The 22,953-nt window shown below is 62.1% G+C and carries 12 protein-coding genes and 3 pseudogenes; 13 read left to right on the forward strand and 2 right to left on the reverse strand.

Annotated elements, in window-relative coordinates; all coding sequences use genetic code 11:
- Positions 1-29: 29 nt before the first annotated feature.
- The 8 genes and pseudogenes from WS64_RS29230 (at position 30) to WS64_RS34695 (ending at position 13,797) form a co-directional block, all read left to right on the forward strand.
- Positions 30-9,473, forward strand: a complete 9,444-nt coding sequence (locus tag WS64_RS29230; RefSeq protein WP_081103957.1) for a two-partner secretion domain-containing protein — start codon at positions 30-32, stop codon at positions 9,471-9,473.
- A 16-nt stretch (positions 9,474-9,489) separates the two neighbouring features.
- Complete coding sequence (locus WS64_RS34685) at positions 9,490-9,927, forward strand: hypothetical protein (RefSeq protein WP_155720497.1); 438 nt, start codon at positions 9,490-9,492, stop codon at positions 9,925-9,927.
- Between the two features lie 657 nt (positions 9,928-10,584).
- Entirely contained in the window at positions 10,585-11,043 is a 459-nt protein-coding gene (locus WS64_RS35710; RefSeq protein WP_081103958.1) for a cysteine peptidase family C39 domain-containing protein, read from the forward strand.
- A 9-nt stretch (positions 11,044-11,052) separates the two neighbouring features.
- Entirely contained in the window at positions 11,053-11,406 is a 354-nt protein-coding gene (locus WS64_RS34690) for a hypothetical protein (protein ID WP_155720498.1), read from the forward strand.
- A gap of 143 nt (positions 11,407-11,549) precedes the next feature.
- A pseudogene (locus WS64_RS35715) lies at positions 11,550-11,759 on the forward strand (hypothetical protein); the annotation flags it as partial.
- A gap of 114 nt (positions 11,760-11,873) precedes the next feature.
- A complete protein-coding gene (locus tag WS64_RS33915) occupies positions 11,874-12,116 on the forward strand; it encodes a hypothetical protein (protein WP_244166675.1) in 243 nt (80 codons plus the stop codon).
- Positions 12,117-12,293: 177 nt separating this feature from the next.
- Positions 12,294-13,314: pseudogene (locus tag WS64_RS33920) on the forward strand (IS30 family transposase).
- 66 nt (positions 13,315-13,380) lie between these two features.
- Entirely contained in the window at positions 13,381-13,797 is a 417-nt protein-coding gene (locus WS64_RS34695) for a hypothetical protein (RefSeq protein ID WP_155720499.1), read from the forward strand.
- A gap of 311 nt (positions 13,798-14,108) precedes the next feature.
- Here WS64_RS34695 and WS64_RS29240 read toward each other — a convergent pair whose 3' ends face one another.
- On the reverse strand, positions 14,109-15,023 hold the full coding sequence (locus tag WS64_RS29240) for a glutaminase (RefSeq protein WP_059584555.1): 915 nt from the start codon (positions 15,021-15,023) through the stop codon (positions 14,109-14,111).
- A 220-nt stretch (positions 15,024-15,243) separates the two neighbouring features.
- Here WS64_RS29240 and WS64_RS29245 point away from each other — a divergent pair, with 220 nt between their 5' ends.
- Both WS64_RS29245 and WS64_RS29250 read left to right on the forward strand, forming a co-directional pair.
- The gene (locus WS64_RS29245; protein ID WP_059584557.1) at positions 15,244-15,954 is read left to right on the forward strand and encodes a response regulator; all 711 of its coding nucleotides are present in this window, start codon (positions 15,244-15,246) and stop codon (positions 15,952-15,954) included.
- Positions 15,955-16,018: 64 nt separating this feature from the next.
- On the forward strand, positions 16,019-17,149 hold the full coding sequence (locus WS64_RS29250) for an ATP-binding protein (RefSeq protein WP_059584559.1): 1,131 nt from the start codon (positions 16,019-16,021) through the stop codon (positions 17,147-17,149).
- Between the two features lie 95 nt (positions 17,150-17,244).
- On the opposite strand, the gene WS64_RS29255 is transcribed toward WS64_RS29250, so the two are convergent.
- Entirely contained in the window at positions 17,245-19,644 is a 2,400-nt protein-coding gene (locus WS64_RS29255) for a patatin-like phospholipase family protein (protein ID WP_060968632.1), read from the reverse strand.
- Between the two features lie 271 nt (positions 19,645-19,915).
- Between WS64_RS29255 and WS64_RS29260 the strand changes: the two genes are divergently transcribed.
- The 3 genes and pseudogenes from WS64_RS29260 to WS64_RS29270 form a co-directional block, all read left to right on the forward strand.
- Entirely contained in the window at positions 19,916-20,950 is a 1,035-nt protein-coding gene (locus tag WS64_RS29260) for a rod shape-determining protein (protein WP_059639835.1), read from the forward strand.
- Positions 20,951-21,137: 187 nt separating this feature from the next.
- Positions 21,138-21,797: a YdcF family protein gene (locus WS64_RS29265; RefSeq protein ID WP_060968519.1), complete on the forward strand. Its 660-nt coding sequence runs from the start codon at positions 21,138-21,140 to the stop codon at positions 21,795-21,797.
- Between the two features lie 712 nt (positions 21,798-22,509).
- Positions 22,510-22,953: pseudogene (locus WS64_RS29270) on the forward strand (autotransporter domain-containing protein); the annotation flags it as partial.

Raw genomic sequence — 22,953 nt, forward strand, 5'->3', positions numbered from 1 at the left:
CTCGACATGCATTCAAGAATAAGACGATCATGAATTCCGGAATCTTTCGCTTGGTCTTCAGTGCCGTGCGCGGCATGCTGGTAGCGGTTGACGAATACGCATCGGCGCACGGGGGCGGTGAACGCGCTCGCGCGCGGCCAGCCACTCGCCCCGTGTCGATGGATTCCGGAATCTCGATCTGGTTTGCGGCACGCGCAACCGCGTTCGCCGCACTGTGTACGTTCGGCATGCAGCCGCTCGTTGCCGAAGCGCAGGCAACGCTGCCGATCACGCCCGATCGAAGCGGTCCGACCCATCCGGTCGTCGGAGTGTCGGCATCGGGCGTACCGCTCGTCAACATTACCGCACCGAAGAACGGCGTCTCGCTGAACAATTTTACGCAGTACAACGTCGGCACGAAGGGGGCCGTGCTGGTCAACAGCGGCCGGGATTCGCGGACGCAACTCGCCGGCTGGGTGCAAGGCAATCCATTCCTGGGTAACAACGCCGCGCGCGTGATCGTCAACCAGGTCACGTCGGGCAACCCCAGTCAACTGCTCGGGCCCACCGAGATCGCCGGCAATCGCGCGAATCTCGTGATCGCGAATCCGGCAGGCATCACCTGTGCGGGTTGCGGCTTTCTGAATGTTCCGCGTGTCACGCTGACGACCGGCGTGCCGACTTTCAATCCGGATGGCACGTTGGCAGGTTTCAACGTGACGCAGGGGCAGATCGGCATCGCCGGTGCGGGGCTCGACGCGCATGGCAGCGCGATCGACCTGATCGCACGCGCGATGACGATCAACGGCCAGGTGTGGGCGGATTCGATCACCGCGGTGGCGGGGGCGAACCGGGTCGACTATGCGAGCAACACCGCGCAGGCGCGGAACGGTACCGATGCCGCGCCGGGCGTCGCGATCGACGTGCAGGCGTTGGGAAGCATGTTCGCCAATAGCGTCCGGATGATCGGGACCGAGGCCGGCGTGGGTGTGCGAGATGCCGGTTCCATCACGTCACTGACTGGCGATATTCAAGTCTCGAACAACGGCGATGTGACGATTGCGCCGACGGCGCGTCTTCAGTCGGCCGCGAACACCCGGATCGATGGCGCCAACGTCGCTCACCAAGGCACGATTGTCAGTACGCAGGCCACCGATCTGAACGCGTCTCGGGCGCTGTCGAACGCCGGAACGATTTCGTCGGCCGGCAACACGAACCTGACAGCCGCCACGTCGTTCAACAATAGCGGGCAGGCATACGCGGGCGCGGATTCCGCAGGCAATCTCGTCGGCGGTGGCTCCGTCACGGCGCGCGCCGCGAACGTGACGAGCAGCGGCACACTGGCAGCGGGCGACAACGTCAATCTGTTCGCCAACGACGTCACGCTCGACCACGGAACCGTGAACGCGGCCAGCGCGGTCAACGTCACCACGAGTGGTACGTTGTCGAATGTCGCCGGCACGATGAGCGGACAGAACGTGACGCTGAGTGCGGCGCAACTGGTCAACGACTCCGGCACCATCAGTTCGCACAGCCTCGCGAACGTTACCGCGCAATCGGTTTCGAACCGGTCGGGGACGTTGGCGGCGGACGCACTGTCCCTGAACTCGGCCGGCGCGCTAGACAATACGCAGGGGCACATGACTGCGCGCACGGCGCAGATCGCGGCAACCGACCTCACGAACGTGACCGGCGAGATCGGCACCTCGACGGGCGCGTTGACATTGACGGCGACCGGGAACGTGTCGAACGACAACGGGAAGATCGCGGGCGGCAATGGTCTCACGCTGACGGCGAATGCGGTTTCCAACGCACAGGGCCAGATCGGCTCCGTCGCGGGCGATACCTCGCTCGACGTCACGCAATCGCTGAACAACGCAAACGGCAAGCTCGCGTCCGGAAACGATCTGTCGATTCACACGGCCCATCTCGACAACTCGGCTGGATCGGTGAGCGCACACGCCGCACGGATTACCGCGACCGATGTCGTCAATACGGGCGGCAAGATCGGCACCACCGATATGCTGACCGTGACAGCGACGGGCGCGGTCTCGAATGAGTCCGGCGCGATAGTCGGCGGCAATGGTCTGTCGGTGACGGCAAACAGCGTTGGCAATGCGGCGGGCACGATCGGATCGGCCGCCGGCGACACGACACTGCGTGCGACGAAGTCTCTGACGAACGTTGGCGGTACGGTAAGTTCGGCCAATGCGCTCGTCGTTGCAAGCGACACGATCGACAACTCGAGCGGCAGTATGACGGCCGTGCGCGGCGTACAGGTCCAGGCGGGGGATCTCGTCAATGCGGGCGGTCAGATCGGGTCATCGTCTGATGCGTTGTCGTTGACCGCAACCCGCACGGTGTCGAACGATAGCGGCAAGCTGGTGGGGGCGAGCGGGCTGTCCGCGACAGCCGGCATCCTCAGTAACCGTGCAGGCCAGATCGGCGCGTCCAACGGCGACATGACGCTGATCGTCTCGCAGGTACTCGACAATACCCAAGGCAAGATTACCGCTGCCGGCGCGCTGAACACGCAGGCCGGCACGTTCGACAATTCGCAAGGCGCGGTTTCAGCGGATGCAGCGAAGCTCAATGTTGCAGGCGCATTGACGAATGCAGCCGGTACGATCGCGACGACACACGACACCACCGTGGTGGCGCAGACCGTGACGAACCGCGGTGGCACCATCGGCTCCGTCTCGGGCGCATTGTCGGTGGCGACATCCGGTACGACGGACAATGCGGGCGGCAAGCTGCTGGCCTCGGGGGACACGACGCTCACCAATTCCGGCTTGCTGAACTCGGGCGGTACGATCACGGGGGCGAACGTCACGCTCGCGTCCGGACAAGGTGCGATCGACAACACGCTCGGCAACGTGGCGGCGAGCCAATCGCTGACGAGCCGTTCGGGGGCGTTCGATAACCGGTCGGGATTGGTGCAGGCGACGGGATCGGTCGATCTCGATACGCACGGCCAGACGTTCGACAACGGCATACTGACAGGGCAATCCACGGGTGGTCAGGTTCTCGGCAATGGCGTCACGCTGACAACGGGAGCGCTGAGCAACGCAGGTGGTGCGATTTCGTCGAGCGGTGCGGCAACCGTCAACGCTGCTTCCGTGACGAACGATGCGGGTTCGCTCGTGGCGGACGGCGTACTGACGGTGCGAAGCGCCGGTACGGTGTCGAACGTGGCCGGCCAGATCGGCGGCAACAGCGATGTCACGGTGTCCGGTACGACGGTCGATAACACGCGCGGTGCCATGCATGCGCGCGGCGCGCTGTGGGTGACGGGCGATACGATTCGCAATGCGCAGACTGCCAATTCAACGCTGCCGACCACCGCAGGCGTGCCGGGGTTGACTGCCGGGATGGAAGGCGCAAGCGTCACCCTTGATGCGAATCAGGCGATCGACAATACGTCCGGCTCGATTCGAGCGGACAGGAATGCGAAGCTGACCGCACCGATCATCGACAACACGTCGGGCAGCATCCAGTCGAAAGGCTCTGCAACGTTGACGGCAGCGAATACGCTGGTCAACAGCCAGGGCGACATCAATGGTGGTCAGAAACTGACGGTCTCGACCGGGACTTTGAGCAACGACGGCAAGCTCCAATCATCGGGCGACGTCGACGTAACGGCGCAAGGCGATCTGACCAACGCCGGCCAGATCGTGGCCGGTCATGATCTGACGACCACGGCCGGCGGCACGCTGGACAACAGCGGCACGCTGTCGGCGGGCAATGTCGCCAATGTGAGCGCCAATTCGATCCGGAACCGTGCGACCGGTGAGATTATCGGTGGCAACGCGACCAACATTCACGCGAACCAGTCGATCACGAACGAAGGTCTGATCGATGGCGGCACAACGACGGTGACGGCCGGGGACACGATCACGAATGCCGGTGGCCGGATTTACGGCGACACGGTCGCAGTGGGCGCGAACACGGTTGTCAACGACCGGAATGCCGAGGGTGTCGGTGGTGTGATTGCTTCTCGCGGTGACCTCGACATCGGGGCGCAGACGCTCATGAACCAGAACAACGCGCTGATGTACGCGAGCAACGACATTCGTGTCGGCGGCGCGCTGGACGCGAACCATCAGGCAACCGGTGCCGCGCAGACCGTGACGAACAACGGCGCGCAGATCGACGCCGGTCGCGACGTCACGATCGGCGCAAACCGGTTCGAGAACCTGAATTCGAACTTCCAGACCACGACCGTCACGACCGACAGCGGGAATCAGCTTTGGTATCAGGTGCCGGGCTCGACGGAGAAGATCGACCCGTCGACGGTCTACCTGTACCAGAAGAACAGCCAGGAAATCCATCCGGGCACGGATTACCAGTGGGCGCTGGACGACGATCAGAAATTCATTCTGCTGCCATCGACGAAATATCCGTTTGCCGAGTATGCGAAGTACACGATGAACGGGGTGGCGGGCAAGATCGATAACACGGCGTATGCCGCAATCAACTTTGGTGGGGGCGGCGCAGCTACACAAACTGGTGCGTATCGGACGGTCCCGGCTGACATCTGGGCGACGTTCGGCGTAGCGCCGCCGCCGGACGCGAATCCGGCATGGATGACGTCGGGGCCATTCGCCATGACTGCGGGTGCTGGACTGGTTACTGGCAGACGCGGCGTTGGCAGCGATTGGTTCGCCATCAAGCCCCCTACTGAAGCTGATGTGACGGGCGCAAAACCGCCTCCCTTCAGCCCACCGAGCCCTTCATGTCTGACCTCGACAAACGCGGCATGCGCACCGTTCCAACAGTGGTACAAGGCCACCGTCGCGGCCTACCAAAATCTGAATCAGGCGCTCGTTGGGTATAACGGGGATGTCGCGAGCCGGCTCGTCCAGACCTATACCGTCTACACGGTAGACGTGAAATCGACCAGGGACGTGGTAACGGCTTCGCAACCCGGCACGGTTACCGCTGGCCGTCATATCACGATCAACACGCCGTCCGGCGTCAACGACAAGAGCCAGATCGTGGCCGGCGACGGCAACCATCCGAGGAACGTGCAGAACATCGGCGCGACCGGTACTGAAACGTTCACGGGCTCGGGCAAGGCGATCTATACCTGGGTGCAGTCCGGCGGGGCCTTCAGCGGTGACGAGCGCGCGACCTCGACGACCAACTACTCGCCGGCTATTCCGTCACAAACGATCGATCTGCCGGTGGTGCTGGCCGATCCGGGCAAACCGTCCGATCCGATCAAGAGCGTGGCGGCGGCGACATCCGCTGCGCAGGGTGCAAGCGGTACGGGCGTGACGCCAGTAGCGGGCAAGGAAGTTGGTGGGCATGTGTTGGTCGGCTCGGGTGTGTCGGACGTCGGCGTCGGGACCGTATCGGCCGTGAAGGCCAGTGTCGGCGATGTAGTCGTGCGCACGGTCACGCCGAATACGCGCCTGCCGAACAACGCGCTGTATCGGGTGACGAGCGACCCGGGCAGCCACTTCCTGATCGAGACGGACCCGCGCTTTACCGATTACAGGAAGTGGTTGTCCAGCGACACGATGCTGGATGCGCTCAAGGTCGATCCCAATACGGTCCTCAAGCGCATCGGCGATGGCTTCTACGAGCAGCAACTGATTCAGCAACAGATCATCCAGACCACCGGCCAGCGGTTCATCGGTGACTATACGGACAATCAGAAGGAATACGAAGCGCTGATGGCGAACGGCGTGAAGGCGTCGCAGCAGTTCGGGCTGAATGTCGGCACGGCGCTGACCGATGCGCAGATGGCTGCGCTGACGAGCGACATCGTGTGGCTCGTGAATCAGACTGTGACATTGCCGAACGGCAGTCAGCAGACGGTGCTGGTGCCGCAGGTATATCTGCGCGCGAACGCGGCGGACGTGACTGGCGAAGGCACGATCATCTCCGGCAAGAACGTCACGGTCGATGCCAATGGCGCGTACAAGAACTCCGGCACGATCGCCAGCCGCAACGTCACGATCATTCATGCCGATTCGATCGACAACAGCGGCACGATGTCGGGTGGAACCGTGCTCGCAAGCGCGAACCAGGACCTCAATAATCTCGGCGGGTTGATTCAAGGCAACACTGTAGCGCTGTCGGCTGGCCGCGACCTCAATCTGACGAGCACGACCAGCTCGGCGAAGGCTGCGAATGGCAGCGCGACCGGCATCGACCGTATATCGACGGTCAATGCAGGTACGCTTCAAGCTGTCGCCGGCCGGGATCTGAACGCCAATGCGGCGGTGATTGCGACGACCGGCGATGCCGTGCTCGCAGCGAACAACGACGTCAATTTGAATGCGGTTCGCCAGAGCAGCCAGGATGCGGTGAAGTGGGATGCGCGCAATCATGCCGAGCATTCAGCGTCGATCGACACGGGCACGCAGATCGCGACGGGCGGCAATCTGGCGATCGTGGCGGGCCATGACGTGAATGCGACGGCCGCGTATGCGAATGCGCAGGGTGCGATTGGCGTGAGCGCCGGGCATGATGTGAATCTGAATGCCGGTGAACAAAGCGCGAGCGCGAACGACGAGCACTATCACAAGGAAAACGGCTTCCTGTCGTCGAAGTCGACGCACACGATCGATTCGAGCAGTTACACCAATGCGGTGGGCACGACGTTGTCGGGTAACAGTGTGGCGGTGCAGGCAGGCAATGACCTGACGGCGAAGGCCGCGACGATTGCGGCAACCAACGATGTGAGTCTTTCTGCGGGTCACGACCTGACGGTTACGACAGGGGACACGGCCTCGAGCGAATATCACTACAAGGACGTGAAGAAGTCGGGCCTCGGCAGTGCGGGCGCGGGGATTTCGTACGGCACGAACCAGACCATCGATACCAGCCGCGACACGGTGAAGGGTTCGCAGGGCAGCCTGGTCGGCAGCACCGACGGCAGCGTGTCGATGGTAGCGGGCAACAAACTCCACGTGACGGGCTCCGACATTGTTGCGGGCAAGGACGTGACGGGCATCGCGAAGGAAGTGACGATCGATGCGTCGCAGACCGACCGCCATCACGAAGAAACGCACGAGGTGAAGAGTTCGGGTTTCACGCTGGCGGTGAAGTCGCCCGTCATCGATGCGATCCAGAACGTGAATCAGCAGGCGCAGGGTGCGGGCGGCAGCCAGGACGGACGTGCCGCCGCGCTGCATGCGATTGCGGCGGCCGGCGGCATGGCCGACCTGGTCGGCGCGACGGGCAATATGACCAAGGCGCTGAGCGATCCGAACGGCAAGCCGGAGGCGAAGATCGAACTGAGTTTCGGTTCTTCGCACAGCAAGACGACATTCACCGAGGACAGCAGGCAGAACAACGGCAGCAGCGTGAAGGCGGGCGGCACGGCAGCGTTCGTCGCGACGGGCGACAAGAACGCGGGCCAAGGGAACGTGACGATCCAGGGATCGGACGTGAACGCGAAGGACGTGCTGCTGCAGGCGACGAACAAGGTCAATCTGGTCAACAGCACGGATACCGACAGTACGCGCAGTACGAACGAATCGAAGAGCGCGAGCGTGGGGGTGTCGTATGGCACCGGCGGATTCGGTGTCTCGGCGTCGATGTCGCGTGCGCACGGCGATGCGAATTCGGATGCGGCGACGCAGAACAATACACACATCAGCGCGAGCAATACGGCGACGATCATCAGCGGCGGCGATACCAATATCGTTGGGGCCAACGTCAACGCCAACAAGGTGATTGCGGATGTGGGTGGCAACCTGAATCTCGCGTCGGTGCAGGATACGAGCCGCAGCGAGGCCCACCAGAGTAGTTCGGGCGGCGGGTTCAGTGTCAGCCAGGGTGGTGCGAGCGCCAGCGTCAGCATGCAGAACGGCCATGCGAGCGGTAACTATGCGGGTGTGAACGAGCAGGCGGGGATTCGGGCCGGGGACGGTGGCTTTGACATCAACGTGAAGGGCAATACGGACCTGAAGGGGGCGTATATCACCAGCACGGCGACGCCGGACAAGAATCAGCTGACGACGGGGACGTTGTCGTTCTCGGATATTCAGAACAGTTCGAGCTACAACGCGAGTAGCTTCGGGCTCAGTGCCGGTGGTGGTGTCGGTGATGGGGGCAACAATTATGCGACGCACGGGCCGACGAGCGGGAAGAATACGGGTGGCGGTCAGCCGTTGTATGTGAGCGAGAGCGACAGTAGCAGTGCGAGCACGAAGAGCGCGATCAGTGCCGGTACCATCACGATTACGGATCAGGCCAACCAGAAGCAGGATGTGGCGACGCTCAATCGTGAGACGTCGAATCTGAATGGGACGGTTGGCAAGACGCCGGATTTGCAGCAGGTGTTGAGCAATCAGTCGGATTTGATCAACGCGGCGCAGGCGGCGGCGGAGACAATTGCGAAGCAGATTGGGAGCTATGCCGATAAGAAGCGGGAGGAGGCACAGACGCACGCAAACAACACGACTGATCCGACGCTCAAGGCACAGTACCAGCAGGAGGCCAACAGTTGGGCCGAGGGTGGTGACAATCGTGTTGCGCTACACATTGCCGGCGGTGCGCTGACGGGTGGGTTGACCGGCGGTGGCTTGGGTGCGGTTGGTGGCGCTGCCGGTGCTGGTGTGTCGGCGAAGCTCGCTCCGCAACTGAATGAGATTGCGCAGTCGATCAAGGATTCAGGGCCGACTGGTAACGCGAACGTCGATGAGCTCCTGGGGAACTTGACATCGAATGTGCTGGCTGGTGGAGCTGGGGCGTTGGTCGGTGGCGGGACTGGGGCGTTGACCGGGGCGAGTGCTGATCGGTTTAATCGGCAGTTGAATCAGGACGAAAAGCAGGTTATCAAGGATTTGGCAAATGGTGACTCTACCAGGCAGCATAAACTGGAGGCGGCCGGATGCGCACTAGTCCATTGTTCTGCCGAGTACACCACGGGCACACCGGAGTACAACAAGTATGCGGCATTGGAGCAGGAGGGGCGTGGTTATGCTGCAGAGCAGGCACAACTGCAGAATTACGCAACTACTTTCCTCTCGGCAGGAATGTACGGCGGTATGGTAAAAGCAGTATCTTCAAACAGTTTGTTCCAATATAGCAGCCAAGACGCCAACGCTGATTCCACAACACTTCAGTCTGGCTTGTCGGTAACTCGTTCCGGATCATTTGATTACCTGTCCGTGCAGGGCGCAGCATTAGGTTTGGCTGGATCATTCACTATTAATTTGCATAATGGAAACGCATATCTGTCCGTCGGTGGCTCGGTGCCGGTTGTGCCGGGGTTGTCGATTGCAACTGGGATGGTTACATCAAATGCAGGGTTGCCGGGCAGTCAGCAAGGAAAAAATACCGATGAGTTCTTGAGTGGCCCGTCGATTTCGGCTGGAGGATGTATGTTTGGGGTTTGTACCGGATTCAATCACGCAATTGGAGGCGATACGGCTTTTGAGGTCGGCGTTGGTGCCGGAGGCGTGACGAAAATGCCAAGCGTGGGTGGTGCTCTTGGGGTTGGGTACGGAGGAAAGATTGGAAAGGTTCGATAATTAAGGGTAATTGCTGATGAGATTGCTAAAGATTTTGATTGTTAGTGTGTTGCTGTTGGGGATGGCTTATATTTTTTTTGCGAGGGTGCTGATTAATATCCCAACGGATACTGTTGAAAAATATCAGCAGATGAAGTCTGATATGAATGGAATTATTGGGCAAGGTGGATCGGTTATATTTTCTAAAGAAAGCGAGCGAGGTAGTGCTGCACTGATTGTGATGAGTGTGGATTCCCGGTCGGTGGATGGAAATTTGCTGGCCGCTTATCGAGATACTTTTGCTTCTCAAGGATGGCGTGTCATTGGATCAAGTTCGCAAAAAACATTGTATTGCAAAGAAGGGGTGCTGGCAACGCTGAATCTCGTTCCGGAATGGTTTCCGGGAAAGCGAGTGAACGTTTATGGTTTGACCATGGAGTATAACTCGGGAACGACGGCGGACTGTAAGCAGTGAATTTCGAAATTCGGTATTGAGGATTATACGGGAAGGATGATTAAGAAACCTGACGAGCACGATCCGCTCGGCGAAGGCTGCGAATGGCAGCGCGACCGGCATCGACCGTGTATCGACGGTCTATGCGGGTACGCTTCAAGCTGTCGCCGGTCGGGACCTGAACGCCAATGCGGCGGTGATTGCGACGAACGGCGATGCCGTGCTCGTGGCGAACAACGACGTCAATTTGAATGCGGTTCGCCAGAGTAGTCAGGATGCGGTTCGCCAGAGTAGTCAGGATGCGGTGAGGTGGGACGCCCGTAATCACGCCGGTACCATCACGATTGCGGATCAGGCGAACCAGAGGCAGGATGTGTTCAGCAAGAAAAGGTTCTCTATCAGGACGATCTAATTAAGACGCAGCAGCTTGAGTCGAAAGAGATTAAGCTACTTAATAGCATCACGAGCGCTGAATGGAAGCAGGCTAGACTTGCGGAAGCTGATGCATCAACACTAGGGGAAGTGCTTGGCTTTGTCGGGGCGCCAACCCTCGTGAGGGATATAGCCGGCGCACTTGCACGATCCCGGGCTGTCGGCTCGAAGGCAGTGGTCTCGGTTGGCCAAGGAGCAAGTTCCGATGGTGGAAGTGCGGGCGGGTTGGCGTCCGAGACGAATTCAATGGGGCGCAATGGAGATCGCGTTGTTATCGATCAGAGGTATATTTCGAATGTTGGCGATGTCGCCTGCGGCCCTACTGCTTGTGCGATGGTGATGAATGACCGAGGACAATGGGTCAACATTTCTCAAATAGCTAAAGACGCAAACCTTGTGCCGGGATGGGGCACGGACGTTGTCGGGCTGTCGAGCGCGCTGCAGAAAAATGGGTTGAGTTCGGCTAGATGGGCTGTCGGTGCGTCTGTTGACGACTTGGCTGCAGCTACGTCGCGAGGAAATGCTGCAATTGCGCACGTTGACTTGGATGTCGGCGGAGGGCACTTTGTTGTGGTGGACGGAGTGACGACACGGTTGGGAAACTCCGTTGTTGCAGTCAGAGACCCTGGGACCGGGACGCAGTACTTTGTTCCCGTTAAAGAATTCTCTAAGAAATTCACGGGGCAAGTTGTTTATACGCACTAGGTGATAGACGTGAAAACTATGGAAATTATCGAACTCAACGAAAGAGCCGATGCCATCGCTTTTGGCACGGAAGTGGTTTTGAAAGGTTTCTTTGTCATGGATGGGCAGGATGGATATTTTGTCGAATCAGATGCAAAAATTCGGGAAAAGAATCACGCTGTTTTGGTGCGCCATGGTGATTTGAAAAAGAAGCTTCTTTCGAGCGTTCCTGCTTTCGGGGGGGGCGAATATTTGTACGGCGATCAAGCTGAAATTACCGGCATCTTGTCAAAATCAAGTGATGGACGATTCCTTTGTGAAATAACCGATGTAAGGGAGTTTTTAATTTTTAAGCATGATCAGACTATGTCGGTTCGATTGTGATGTGTATCAGTATCCGACCTAGGGCCGTGAAGGCAGATGATGGCTTAATTTCGACACGGAAAATACTACGTCGCGTAGCGTCGTAATCGGAGTGCCATCGAGTCCGTGTTTTTGGGTTCAAGGTCGACGGTGGGTCGATGGCTATTCATGCCGGGGACGGTGGTTTCGACATCAACGTGAAGGGCAATACGGACCTGAAGGGAGCGTATATCGCGAGTACGGCGACGCCGGACAAGAATCAGCTGACGACGGGGACGTTGTCGTTCTCGGATATTCAGAACAGTTCGAGCTACAACGCGAATAGCTTCGGGATCAGTGCTGGTGGTGGTGTTGGTGATGGCGGAGTGCAATATATCCTCCCGGGTGGTATCGGTAGATTTGTAAATCAGTTCATACAATTCTCGTTGGGGCCGATACAGTCGGCAATTGAGGCTGCTAAAAATAAACCAACCGATAAGTGAGTGAGAATGAATCTGACAGACAAGAAGAGAACCTTGTTTAGACGTTTCGCTATAGGTTATGCATCGCTGCTTTCCTTGCCGCTAATAGCATTGGTCTTCTCTTTGGGTAAAGGAGCCGGCTGGAAACCTGTCATTGTTGGGTTGCCGGCTTTCTTGACCCTTCTGATTGCAGCTACCTACCAATTTATAAAAGAGTTGCGTGCGTTGAATCGAGAGGGGGAAGGGGAGTCTCTCTCTGATGGAGAATAGTCGTGTCGAACGCGGCTGTTGCCGGGTTCGTGGCGTAGTCGTCATGGGACGGCTGGCGTACCGGAGATGCAATGCAGACGGTCGGGCGAGATGGTGATCGTGATGGGGATAGTCGACGGAGAAGAGGCTTAGACTCTAGTTTCAAGTGCAACACTGTTGATGAGGTAGGGTGTTGCAATGACGAAATACCAGCATCTGAGCGCCGAAGAGCGCGCGGCGATCATGATCGAGAAGGCCGGAAACACGAGCGTCAGGGCGATTGCAAGGCTGCTTGGTCGCAGCGCGTCGACGATCACGCGAGAGCTGGCACGCAATCGTACGGAATCGTCTCGCTGTTATGACGCCACGAGCGCGGCCAGAGCCTACCGGGCGCGCCGCGAGCGAAGTCGGCGTCAGGTGAAGCTGGCAACAGGAAGCGCGCTGTACTGGCAAGTGCATCACGATCTGGTTTATCGGCGCTGGTCGCCGCAGCAAATTGCTGCCAGACTTCGCGAGATGCATCGAGATAATCCCGAGCAACGCGTCAGTCATGAAACGATCTACGCGGCGATTTATACCCATCCCCGCGGCGGCTTGAAGCAGGCGACGATCGAGGCCTTGCGCCAGGAGAAGCCGGTGCGCGGCAACGCCCGCAAGACGTTGGCCCGCAAGAGCTTTGTCCCGGAAGAACTGCGCATCATCCATCGACCCGAGGCAATCGAAACGCGCCAATGGCCCGGTCATTGGGAAGGCGATCTCATCAAAGGCGCCTTCAATCGCTCCTGCGTCGGTACCTTGGTCGAGCGCAAGACGCGGTTCGTCGTGCTGTGCCGCATGGATGGCTGTACGGCCCAGGACGCACTGGAGGGGTTCACGCGCCAGATGAAGAAGCTCCCGGCCATTCTGCGTGAGAGCCTGACGTACGATCGTGGATCGGAAATGACTTGCCATGTCGAGTTGGCTGAACGACTGAATCTGGGACACCCGGCTCGCAGATCCCTACGCCCCTTGGCAACGGGGCAGCAACGAAAATACCAACGGCCTGCTGCGCCAGTTTCTGCCCAAGGGGGCCGACCTGTCAGGCGTCACCCAGATGCAATTGAACGACATTGCCAAACTGATGAACGGCCGCCCTCGCCAAACCCTCAACTGGAAAACCCCTGAAGAGGCTATGGCGATGGAATTGGCTGCCGCCGGATTGGCTAAACGTTGCACTTGATTCTTGAGACCGCCGGGTGGCTCACACTCACACGTTCGACTTTTAAGGTACCTAGGTAAAAACGTTATGGCAAACAGCATGTACGTTCCATTGGCAGTGATGCCAAATAGCCTGCAGGAGTTGCGAGGGATTCTGGCTCGTGCATGTGACGAGTTTGGAGTGACTCTCGGTGACGTCAAATTTGCAGGGCGACCCGATGGCAATGAGGGTCTTTTGAATGATTTTGTTCTGTTGGAAGGTGGTGACGGAGCGCAATGCTGGATTTCATTCAACCGATGCGTGACAGAACTTAGCGGGCGAGAGGGCTACGGCTACATAGCCAATGTGCAGACGCGTGTCGCATGGGATTTTGCCGGGATCGTCGCTTACGGTCTTTGCTTGTTCTCTGGCTACGTTGTGTTCAATGATGCAGGCGAGCTGGGTGGTAGTGAAGAATATACGGCTGAGACCCTTCGGCAGATTCTCCATGGTCGAAAGAAGTGAGGGTGAGAAAACGAACGCGTTTGGGTGCTTGTCAGCCCTCGTCGCAATGAATTTTGCAACGGTAAGCGCTCCGGCTGCCGCTGCTGAATGCCCGTTGGATTTATCACTAAAGCTAGGAACGGATGCATTCCTTAATCAACTGAAGAGTTTGCCTTCGGCCAGCACCGAGCTGAGCGTCGAGCCGTCCGCTCTCTCCTGTTCGAAAATCAATTCACACAGGCGCGCGGATAACCCGCTGTCCAACCCCTTCGCCCACAAAAACGCGCACAGGTCCGGCCTGATGGAAGGCGAAAAAACGAGGGAAGCACACCTCAAAAAATCGACCGCCCCGAATACGTAGTCAACCATTCCAAAGCCCTGGTCCCCGCCAACGAATTCCCGTTCGCATCCAACCCCGGCGCCCACACGCACACCGCCATCTCCCCGGGCAGCACGGCGACGATCCCGCCGCCGACGCCGCTTTTCGCCGGCAGCCCGACGCGATACACGAAATCGCCAGCCGCATCATAGGTGCCGCAAGTCAGCATCAGCGCCGACAGCCGCTTCGCGGAACTCGAATCGACGATCCGCTCGCCGGTCGCCGGCGCGACGCCGCCGTTCGCAAGAAACAGCGCGGCGCTGGCGAGCTCGACGCAGTTCATCTCGATCGCACACTGCCGGCAATACGCGTCGATCACCGTATCGGGCGGCATCTGCATGTTGCCGAAGCTCGCCATGAAGTGTGCCATCGCGCGATTGCGCTCCGCGTGCTGCAACTCCGAGGTCGCGACGCGCGAGTCGTAGTCGATGTCGTTCGCGCCGATCAGCCGCCGCACGAATTCGACGAGCGCCGTCTCGGCTTTCACGAAGCGGCGGCACAGCACGTCGGTGACGACCAGCGCGCCCGCATTGATGAACGGATTGCGCGGCTTGCCGCGTTCGCTTTCGAGCTGGACCAGCGAATTGAACGCGGTGCCGGACGGCTCACGGCCGACCCGTTCCCACAGCGCGTCGCCCAGCAACTGGAACGCGAGCGTGCACGCGAACAGCTTCGAGATGCTCTGGATCGAGAAGCGCTCGTGCGCATCGCCGACCGTGTAAACGTTTCCGTCGAGCGTCACGACCGCCATCCCGAACTTGTCGGCAGGTACTTTCGCGAGTTCGGGAATGTAGTCGGCCACCCGTCCTTGGCCGATCCAGGGGGCGAGTTCGGTGTGGATGCGTTCAAGAATCGTCTGGTAATTCATCGCGTCAGGCAGGATGGAAGCAGGGCCGGGATTCCGGCGAGCCCGTATGGAACCGTCCCGGCGCCGATTCGTCAAGCGCGGCCCGAGTCGCGCCCTTATTTTCGAGACAGCCAAACAGGCAAGCGGCGGGCGCAGTATCATGCGGTACGTTTCGGCCGATGGCCGGCGTCCGGCACCGGCCGGCGCCGCCGCGGCTTCCCCGATGACCCGACCGCTGCCCATGTCTTTTCGCATCCTGCTCGTCGAAGACGACACCCGTCTGTCCACGCTGATCGCCGGCTACCTGCGCAAGAACGACTATGAAGTCGACACTGTGCTGCATGGTGACGCCGCGGTGCCGGCGATCCTGTCCATTCGTCCCGATCTCGTCATCCTCGACGTGAATCTGCCCGGCAAGGACGGCTTCGAAATCTGCCGCGAGGCGCGCAAGCAGTACGACGGCGTGATCATCATGGTGACGGCGCGCGACGAGCCGTTCGACGAGCTGCTCGGCCTCGAATTCGGCGCGGACGACTACGTGCACAAGCCGGTCGAGCCGCGCATCCTGCTCGCGCGGATCAAGGCGCAACTGCGCCGCGCGCCCGCGCGCGTGGCCGAAGGCACCGCGCCGCAGCCGGAGCGCTACGCGTTCGGGAAGTTCTCGATCGACCGCACCGACCGCACCGTCGTGCTGCCCGACGGCAGCACGCCCGATCTGACGTCGGCCGAATTCGACCTGCTGTGGGCGCTCGTGTGTCACGCGGGCGAAGTCGTCAGCCGCGACGATCTGATGCTGCAGTTGCGCGGTGTCGAATTCGACGGCCTCGACCGCACGATCGACGGGCGTATCTCGAAGCTGCGCCGCAAGCTGCGCGACGACGCGAGCAACCCGCAGCGGATCAAGACGATCCGCAGCAAGGGTTATCAATTCAGCAAGCACGCGTGGGAATGAGGCCGCCTTCGTGCGACGCCGCCACGTTCCGCGCGGGCATGCCGCCCGCCGGCCGGGAGCCGCGATGATCCGACGAACCCGTTCGCACCCCGATGCACCGCCGCTGCCGACGCTGCGCTACGTCAAATGGCGCTGGCTGCACTTCCGCCGCGCGTGGACCGACACGCGCGCCGACCGCATTCCGAGCTGGTCGCGCCTGTACCTGCGCACCTACCTCCATCTGCTCGGCCTCGTCCTGCTGACCGCGCTGGTGCCCGCGCTCGCGCTGTGCGTCGAATTGTCGCCGCAGGTCGTGTGGCATGCGTTCGATTCGCTGCCGGGCGATATCTGGATCGTGCTCGCGTTCGTGTTCACCGCGCCGGCGCTCGCCGCGTATCGGTGGATGCGGCCGGTCTGGTCGGATCTCGTGATGGTGCGCGAGCGGGCGATCGACTTCACCGGCGGGCGCTTCAACACGCGTGCGCGCGAATCGCACAGCGTGATCATCGGCCCGCTCGCGCGCACGCTCAATGCGCTCGCGATGCGCATGGAGCGGCTGATCGCCGCGCAGCGCGACCTGACGAACGGGATCTCGCACGAACTGCGCACGCCGCTCGCGCGCGTGCGCTTCGCGCTCGAAATGCTGCGCGAACCGGGTTCGGCGGCCGAATACCAGGGCGCGCTCGAGAGCATCGCGCAGGACGTGACCGAGCTCGAGGAGCTGATCGACATGAGCCTCACGTATGCACGGCTCGAATACAGCTCGCTGCAGTCGAACCTCGAGATGACCGCGCCGGTCGCGTGGTTCGAGCATCAGGTGAGCGACGCGCAACTGCTGTATCCGGACCGTGCGATCGAGTCGCGCATCGCGATCGGGTCGGATCTGCGCGTGAAGATGGACCGGCGGCTGATGTCGTATGCGATGCGCAACCTGCTGCGCAACGCGAGCAAGTACGCGCAATCGCGGATCGTCGTCGGGATCTCGCTCGTGCACGGCAACATCGGGATCTTCGTCGAGGACGACGGCCCCGGCGTGCCCGAGAGCGAGCGCGAACGGATCTTCGACGCATTCGTGCGCCTGGACCGCCGTACCGGCGGCTACGGGCTCGGCCTGTCGATCACGCGACAGGTGCTCCACGCCCACAACGGCCGCATCGCGGTCGTCGATCCGGTCGAACTCGGCGGCGCGCGGTTCGAGATCAGCTGGCCAGTCTAGGGCCACGCCGCGAGGCCGATCCGCGGCAACCGTGAAGTCGATGGCCGCCGTCGAGACGGCGCCGCGGATACCGCCGCAGCGGCATCCGCGCATGCTCAATAAGTACGGCCGAGCTGCAGGTAGAAGTTGCGTCGCCCGCCGGGGGCGAGCGCGACGCCGATATAGACGGGCCCGAACGCGGTCGACAGGCTCGTGAAGAACGTATAGCTCTGCTTGAGCGCGCCGCCGCCGATCTGCTGGCCGCTCGACCACACGTTGCCGACTTCCGCGCTGGCGCCCACCGACAGCGCCTTGACCGGCGACGCGTTGAACGTCATCAACTGGTTCATGTACGTGACCTGCCCGTACGCGAGCTCGTTGCCGTTCAGTTGGTCGGCCGCGTACGCGGACAGATGCTGGAAGCCGCCGAGCGTGAAGTTGAACGCGTTGATCAGGTTGGTGCCGCCGATGCTCTTGCCGCCCTCGATCGTCGCGCTGACGCTGTGCCGGCCGAACTGCTGCGCGATCATCGCCTTGCCGTAGATCTCGGTATAGGGTGCGTTGTTGATCCCGTCGGAGAATTCCTGCGCCGAGCCGCCGTTGCGCGACACCAGCGAGCGTTCGACGCGCAGCTCGGTGAAATAGCCCTTGCGCGGGAACAGCGGATCGTCGAGCTGGTCGATCACGAGCCGGGCGCGCGCGATCAGCGCCTGCGACGTGAAGCTCGGCCACAGCAGCGCCTGACCGCTGCCGTCGTCGAACGGCAGGTTGTAGGTCGGCGAGCCGTGCCCGGTCACGTAACCGACGCCCATCCGGAAATCGCCGAGCCGCCCGATCGGCAAACCGAGATCGAGTCCGGCGCGCGCCGTCTGCATCAGGTACTGCGTGATCTTCACGTCGCCGGTGTCGTCGTACAGGTTCGCGTAGCGGCGCTGGTATTCCGCGTACGGCGACAGATAGACGCCGTATGCCATCGACAGCGGCTGGCGGAACTCGATGCGCGCGGATTGCAGGTCGCTGCCGATCGTCGTGTCCGCGCGGAATTCGAGCCCCGATTCCGTGAGCCACGGCCGCCGGTAGCCGACGTGCAGGCGGAAGCCGCCTTCGTCGGTCGAACTACTCGACATGCCGAGCCCGAACAGCAGGAAGTTGGGCCCCCAGTACTTCTCGCGCGCGTCGATCTCGAGCACGTTATCGTCGCCGCGGCTCACGATCTGTTGCGTGACGCTCTCGAAGTTGCCGCCCGTCGTGAGCCCGAGCAGATCCTGGCTGACGGTCTTCGGATCGTAGATGTCGCCGGGTTTCACGTGCAGCGCGTTGCTGACGACGCGCTTGGGCACGCCGCCGCTGGTCTTGATGTCGATGCGCGTGATCCGGATCGGCGGCGGCAGCGGCTGCGCGTGCGCGGACCGGTAGGCCGCGTACTGTTCCGGCGTGAGCGCGAAACGCCGCAGCTTCGGCAGCGCCGCGGTCGCGGCGATCTCGCCGGCGGCGATCGCCTGCTTCGCGTTCTGGAAATCGGTGAACGCGAGCGAGCCGAGGTCCGGCGTGAGCAGCACGTCGTGCGCGTCGAGCTGCTTGCGCTGCGCGGTCACGTTCTGGCGGATCAGGATGCCGACCATCTGCTGCATCACGTCGGCAGGCGACGCGAGCGCATCGAGCGGGCGCAGCGGCGAGCCGATGTCGACGGCGATCACGATGTTCGCGCCCATCTGCCGCGCGGTGTCGACGGGCAGGTTGCTGACGAGCCCGCCGTCCACGAGCGCGCGCCCGTTGATCTCGGCCGGCGCGAACAGGCCCGGCATCGCCATGCTCGCGCGAATCGCGAGCGGCAGCGAGCCGTGGTCGAGCACGACCATCTGGCCGGTCTGCAGATCGGTCGCGACGGCGCGATACGGAATGGGCAGGTGGTCGAACGGCTGGTTGGTCGGCACGGCGGCCGTCCAGTTCGCGAGCAGCGCCTGCAGCCGGTTGCCCTGAACGAGGCCGACCGGCGCCTTGACGCCTTTCTTGCCGAAGCCGAGCGTCAGCCCGTTGATGTACAGGCGTTCGTCTTCCCGGCTGGTTTGCGGCAGGTCCGCGCGGTCCGTCACGTCGAACGCGATATCGGCCAGGTTGACCTCCGACAGCCGCTTCTGCATCTCGTCGGCCGCCATCCCGCTCGCGTACAGGCCGCCGACCACGGCGCCCATGCTGGTGCCCGCGATGCAGTCGATCGGGATCCGGTTGTCCTCCAGGACTTTCAGGACCCCGAGGTGTGCGTAGCCGCGCGCGCCGCCGCCGGACAGCACGAGGCCGATCGACGGGCGGCCGGCCGGGCCGCCGTCGGCCGCGCAGGTGTGCGTGGCGGCGGGTGCGGCAGCAGCCGCCGCGTTGGCTGCGGCCGCAACGGTCGGGGCGGCGGCGGATTCGGCGGCCGGCAGCGGTTGCGCGGCAACCGCGCAGCACCAGAAGGCAACGAGCGTCGTGCAGAGCGGGCGCAGCGGCGCCCAGCGGAAGGAAACGGTCGCTGTCATGGTGAACATACCTGGCGTGATCGTGCGTCGGAGGCCTGCCGGGAACAGGCAAGACCGAGAGATTACCGTGTTTTACAGGCCCGATGCGAGCGGCTGTTGCGTAGCCGGACGTGCGCGGGACGCCGTTTTCGGCAATTTCGTCGCGAAAAAATCATTGGAATTGGCTAAAGTATCGGAACGATTTGCCGCTAAGCTCGTGATGGGGCGGCATGCACGCGCGGCGAAAAGTGCGGCGCGGCTGTCCCGGCCCGCTCCTTCACAAAGGTTTGATATGTCGACACCGCTGTTCGGAAAGTTGTTTGCGCAACCCGTTGCGATCGACCCGGGAACGGCGAGTACGCGAATCTATACGCACGAACGCGGCGTGGTGCTGAACCAGCCGTCGGTCGTCTGCTTCCGCAAGGGCGGCGCGAGCGACGCTCGGCCCACCCTCGAGGCCGTCGGCGAGCTCGCGAAGGCGTTGCTCGGCCGCGAACCCGGGCATCTCGAAGCCGTGCGGCCCATGCGGCACGGCGTGATCGCGGACGCGCACGCAGCCGAGCAGATGATCCGCAGCTTCATCGACATGTCGCGCACCCGCTCGCGCTTCGGCCGCCGCGTCGAGGTCACGCTGTGCGTGCCGTCCGACGCGACGGCCGTCGAGCGCCGCGCGATCCGCGAGGCCGCGTTCGCGGCCGGCGTATCGGAGGTCGAACTGATCGAGGAACCGCTGGCGGCCGGGCTCGGCGCCGGTTTGCCGGTGACCGAGCCGGTCGGCTCGATGGTCATCGACATCGGCGGCGGGACGACCGAAGTCGCGGTCATCGCGCTCGGCGGCATCGTGTACCGCGAAGCGATCCGCGTCGGCGGCAGCCAGTTCGACGCGGCGATCGTCAACCATGTCCGCAACCTGTACGGCGTGCTGCTCGGCGAACAGACGGCGGAGCACGTGAAGAAGACGATCGGCTCGGCCACGAGCGCGGTGCCGCGCACGTCGACCCGCGCCGTCGGCCGCGGCATCGGCGACGGCCTGCCGCGCTCGGTCGAGCTGTCCAACCACGACGTCGCGGACGCGCTGGCCGCGCCGCTCAAGCAGGTGATCGGCGCGGTGAAGTCGGTGCTGGAAAACGCGCCGGCCGAACTCGTGACCGACATCGCGAATCGCGGCGCGGTGCTCACGGGCGGCGGCGCGCTGCTCGCCGATCTCGAACGCCTGCTGTACGACGAGACCGGGCTGGTCGCGCGGATCGCCGACGAGCCGTCCACCTGCGCGGTGCGCGGCGCCGGCGAGGCGATGGGGCGGCTCGCGATGTGCCCGGCGGATTGAGCCGGGCGGTGCTGCCGGCCGCGGCCGGGCGCACGCCCTCACATTCTTTCGATCTTCCAGTGGCCGGCCCGCTCGGCCGGCATCGGTCCATCGCATGGACAGGCGCGGGCGCGCCGTGCTAGCGTGACGCGCCCGTTCGGGGCCGGGCCGGCCGACGCCCCCGGCGACACCTGAGAGACCGAATACCTTGAAATATCGAACCAAACGGGGCTTCGCGGCCCGGGCCGGCCGTGTGCTGGCCGTCGTCGCGTGCGTCTGGGGCGCGGCGGCGGCCGCGATCGTCGTCCATGGCATGCGGATGCCGGGCGACCCGGCGGACGTCGCCGTGATCTTCGGCAACGCGCTCGACGAAACCGGCGCGCCGAAGCCCGTGCTCGCGGCCCGGCTCGATGTCGGCGTGCGTTGTTACCGCGCGGGGCAGTGCCCGGCGTTTCTGGTCAGCGGCGCGATCGACGGGCCCGGGCTGAACGAGGCGACGGCCATGCGCGACTACCTCGTCGCGCGCGGCGTGCCGGCGGACCGGATCGCCGTCGACGATCAGGGCGACAACACGCTCGCGACCGCGCAGCACACGCTTGCCTACCTGCGCGCGCATCGCCTGTCGCGCGTGCTGATCGTCAGCCAGTATTACCACCTCGCGCGGGCGCGCCTCGCGTTCGAGCGCGTCGGCATTGCGCGGTCGAACATCTCCGCCGCGTATCCGCGCCGCTTCCAGTGGCGCGATCTCTATTCGAGCTGGCGCGAGGTGCCGGCCTACGCGGTGTATGCGGTGCGGTTGTGGGTGAATCCCGATGCGCGGCCGGTTTCGTTTCGGCCGATGCTTTATCTGATGCGCCTGTTTTCGTGACGGGGCGGCCCGGAAGCGCGCGCTTCCGGTGCGGGTGGTTTCGTTGTTTTTTCCGGTTTTCTGTCGTCCGCGCCGGCCGCGCGGGAGTCATAGGCACTGAATAAATAATAGCGATTCTCGTTTCAGATGTCTTGAGGGGACAAAAATCAAAACAGTTTCGCCGACAGTTCCATAATCGAGGTCCGATCGATTTATTAAGCGGATGTTGATTATCTGCATGGATCATTCGTCGCGGTAAGAATATTGCACTGCAAAATCGGCGTGTATTGAATCGGGGCGATATATCGGTGTTTCCACCGATGCGGAACAATCGTTGTCTTTGCGAAAAATCAAGAAAGCCGGCGAAGAGCGTGTTGCATGTTATCGCTGCGCATCTGTCAGAAAGTAAAAAAACTACATAACCGTCGGCCGTTGATCCGACAGGAAAATATCGACTGGAAAACGGTTTGAGTTTGATATAGCCTAGTCTGACGAAAGCGGGCAGTAATCAAATCAACCAGAAAGTCGCTGCAAAAAAAACAGGGGCCGTCACCATGTCATTCGACTAGTTCCGCAGCTGCATTTCCGGGCCGATCAAAAAATCATCACGAATAAACCGACAGCGCATCGCGATTGCCGGGGAGGACGCTTTTATCCGCGATTTTCTGCTGCGTGCCGTCCAGTGCGGCCGCAATACCCATACCAAAAACCGAAATCAATAAAGAGGGAAAGCATGAATCCTGCCCGTTCGAGAAAAGCGAGTGAGCCGTTTCCGAGACTGTTGCTGCCCACGGGCGTGTTTCTGGCGCTGTCGGGCGCGGGCATCGTTCCCGCCCAGGCGACCTGCAGCACCGCGGGCACCACGGTGACCTGCTCCGGCGCCGCGAACCCGCTGGCGCCCAGTTATTCGAACAGCGCCAACAACCTGAATGCGACGGTTAACCCCGGTGCAAGCGTCGGCGTGCTGCTCGGCGTCGGCGGCACGGCGATGTCGTTGACCGGCAGTAACGTCACGCTGACCAACAACGGCACGATCGACCCGTCCGTGCTCGGCTCGGGGCTCGGCGTGCTGTCGAGCGGTGCGGTGGTCGGCAACGCGGCGGCGAGCACCACGACCGTGACCAACAACGGCACGATGAACGGCTCGACCGGCGTCGCGATCAGCGGCGTGACCGGC

Source organism: Burkholderia anthina, from assembly GCF_001547525.1.
Lineage (GTDB): Bacteria > Pseudomonadota > Gammaproteobacteria > Burkholderiales > Burkholderiaceae > Burkholderia > Burkholderia semiarida.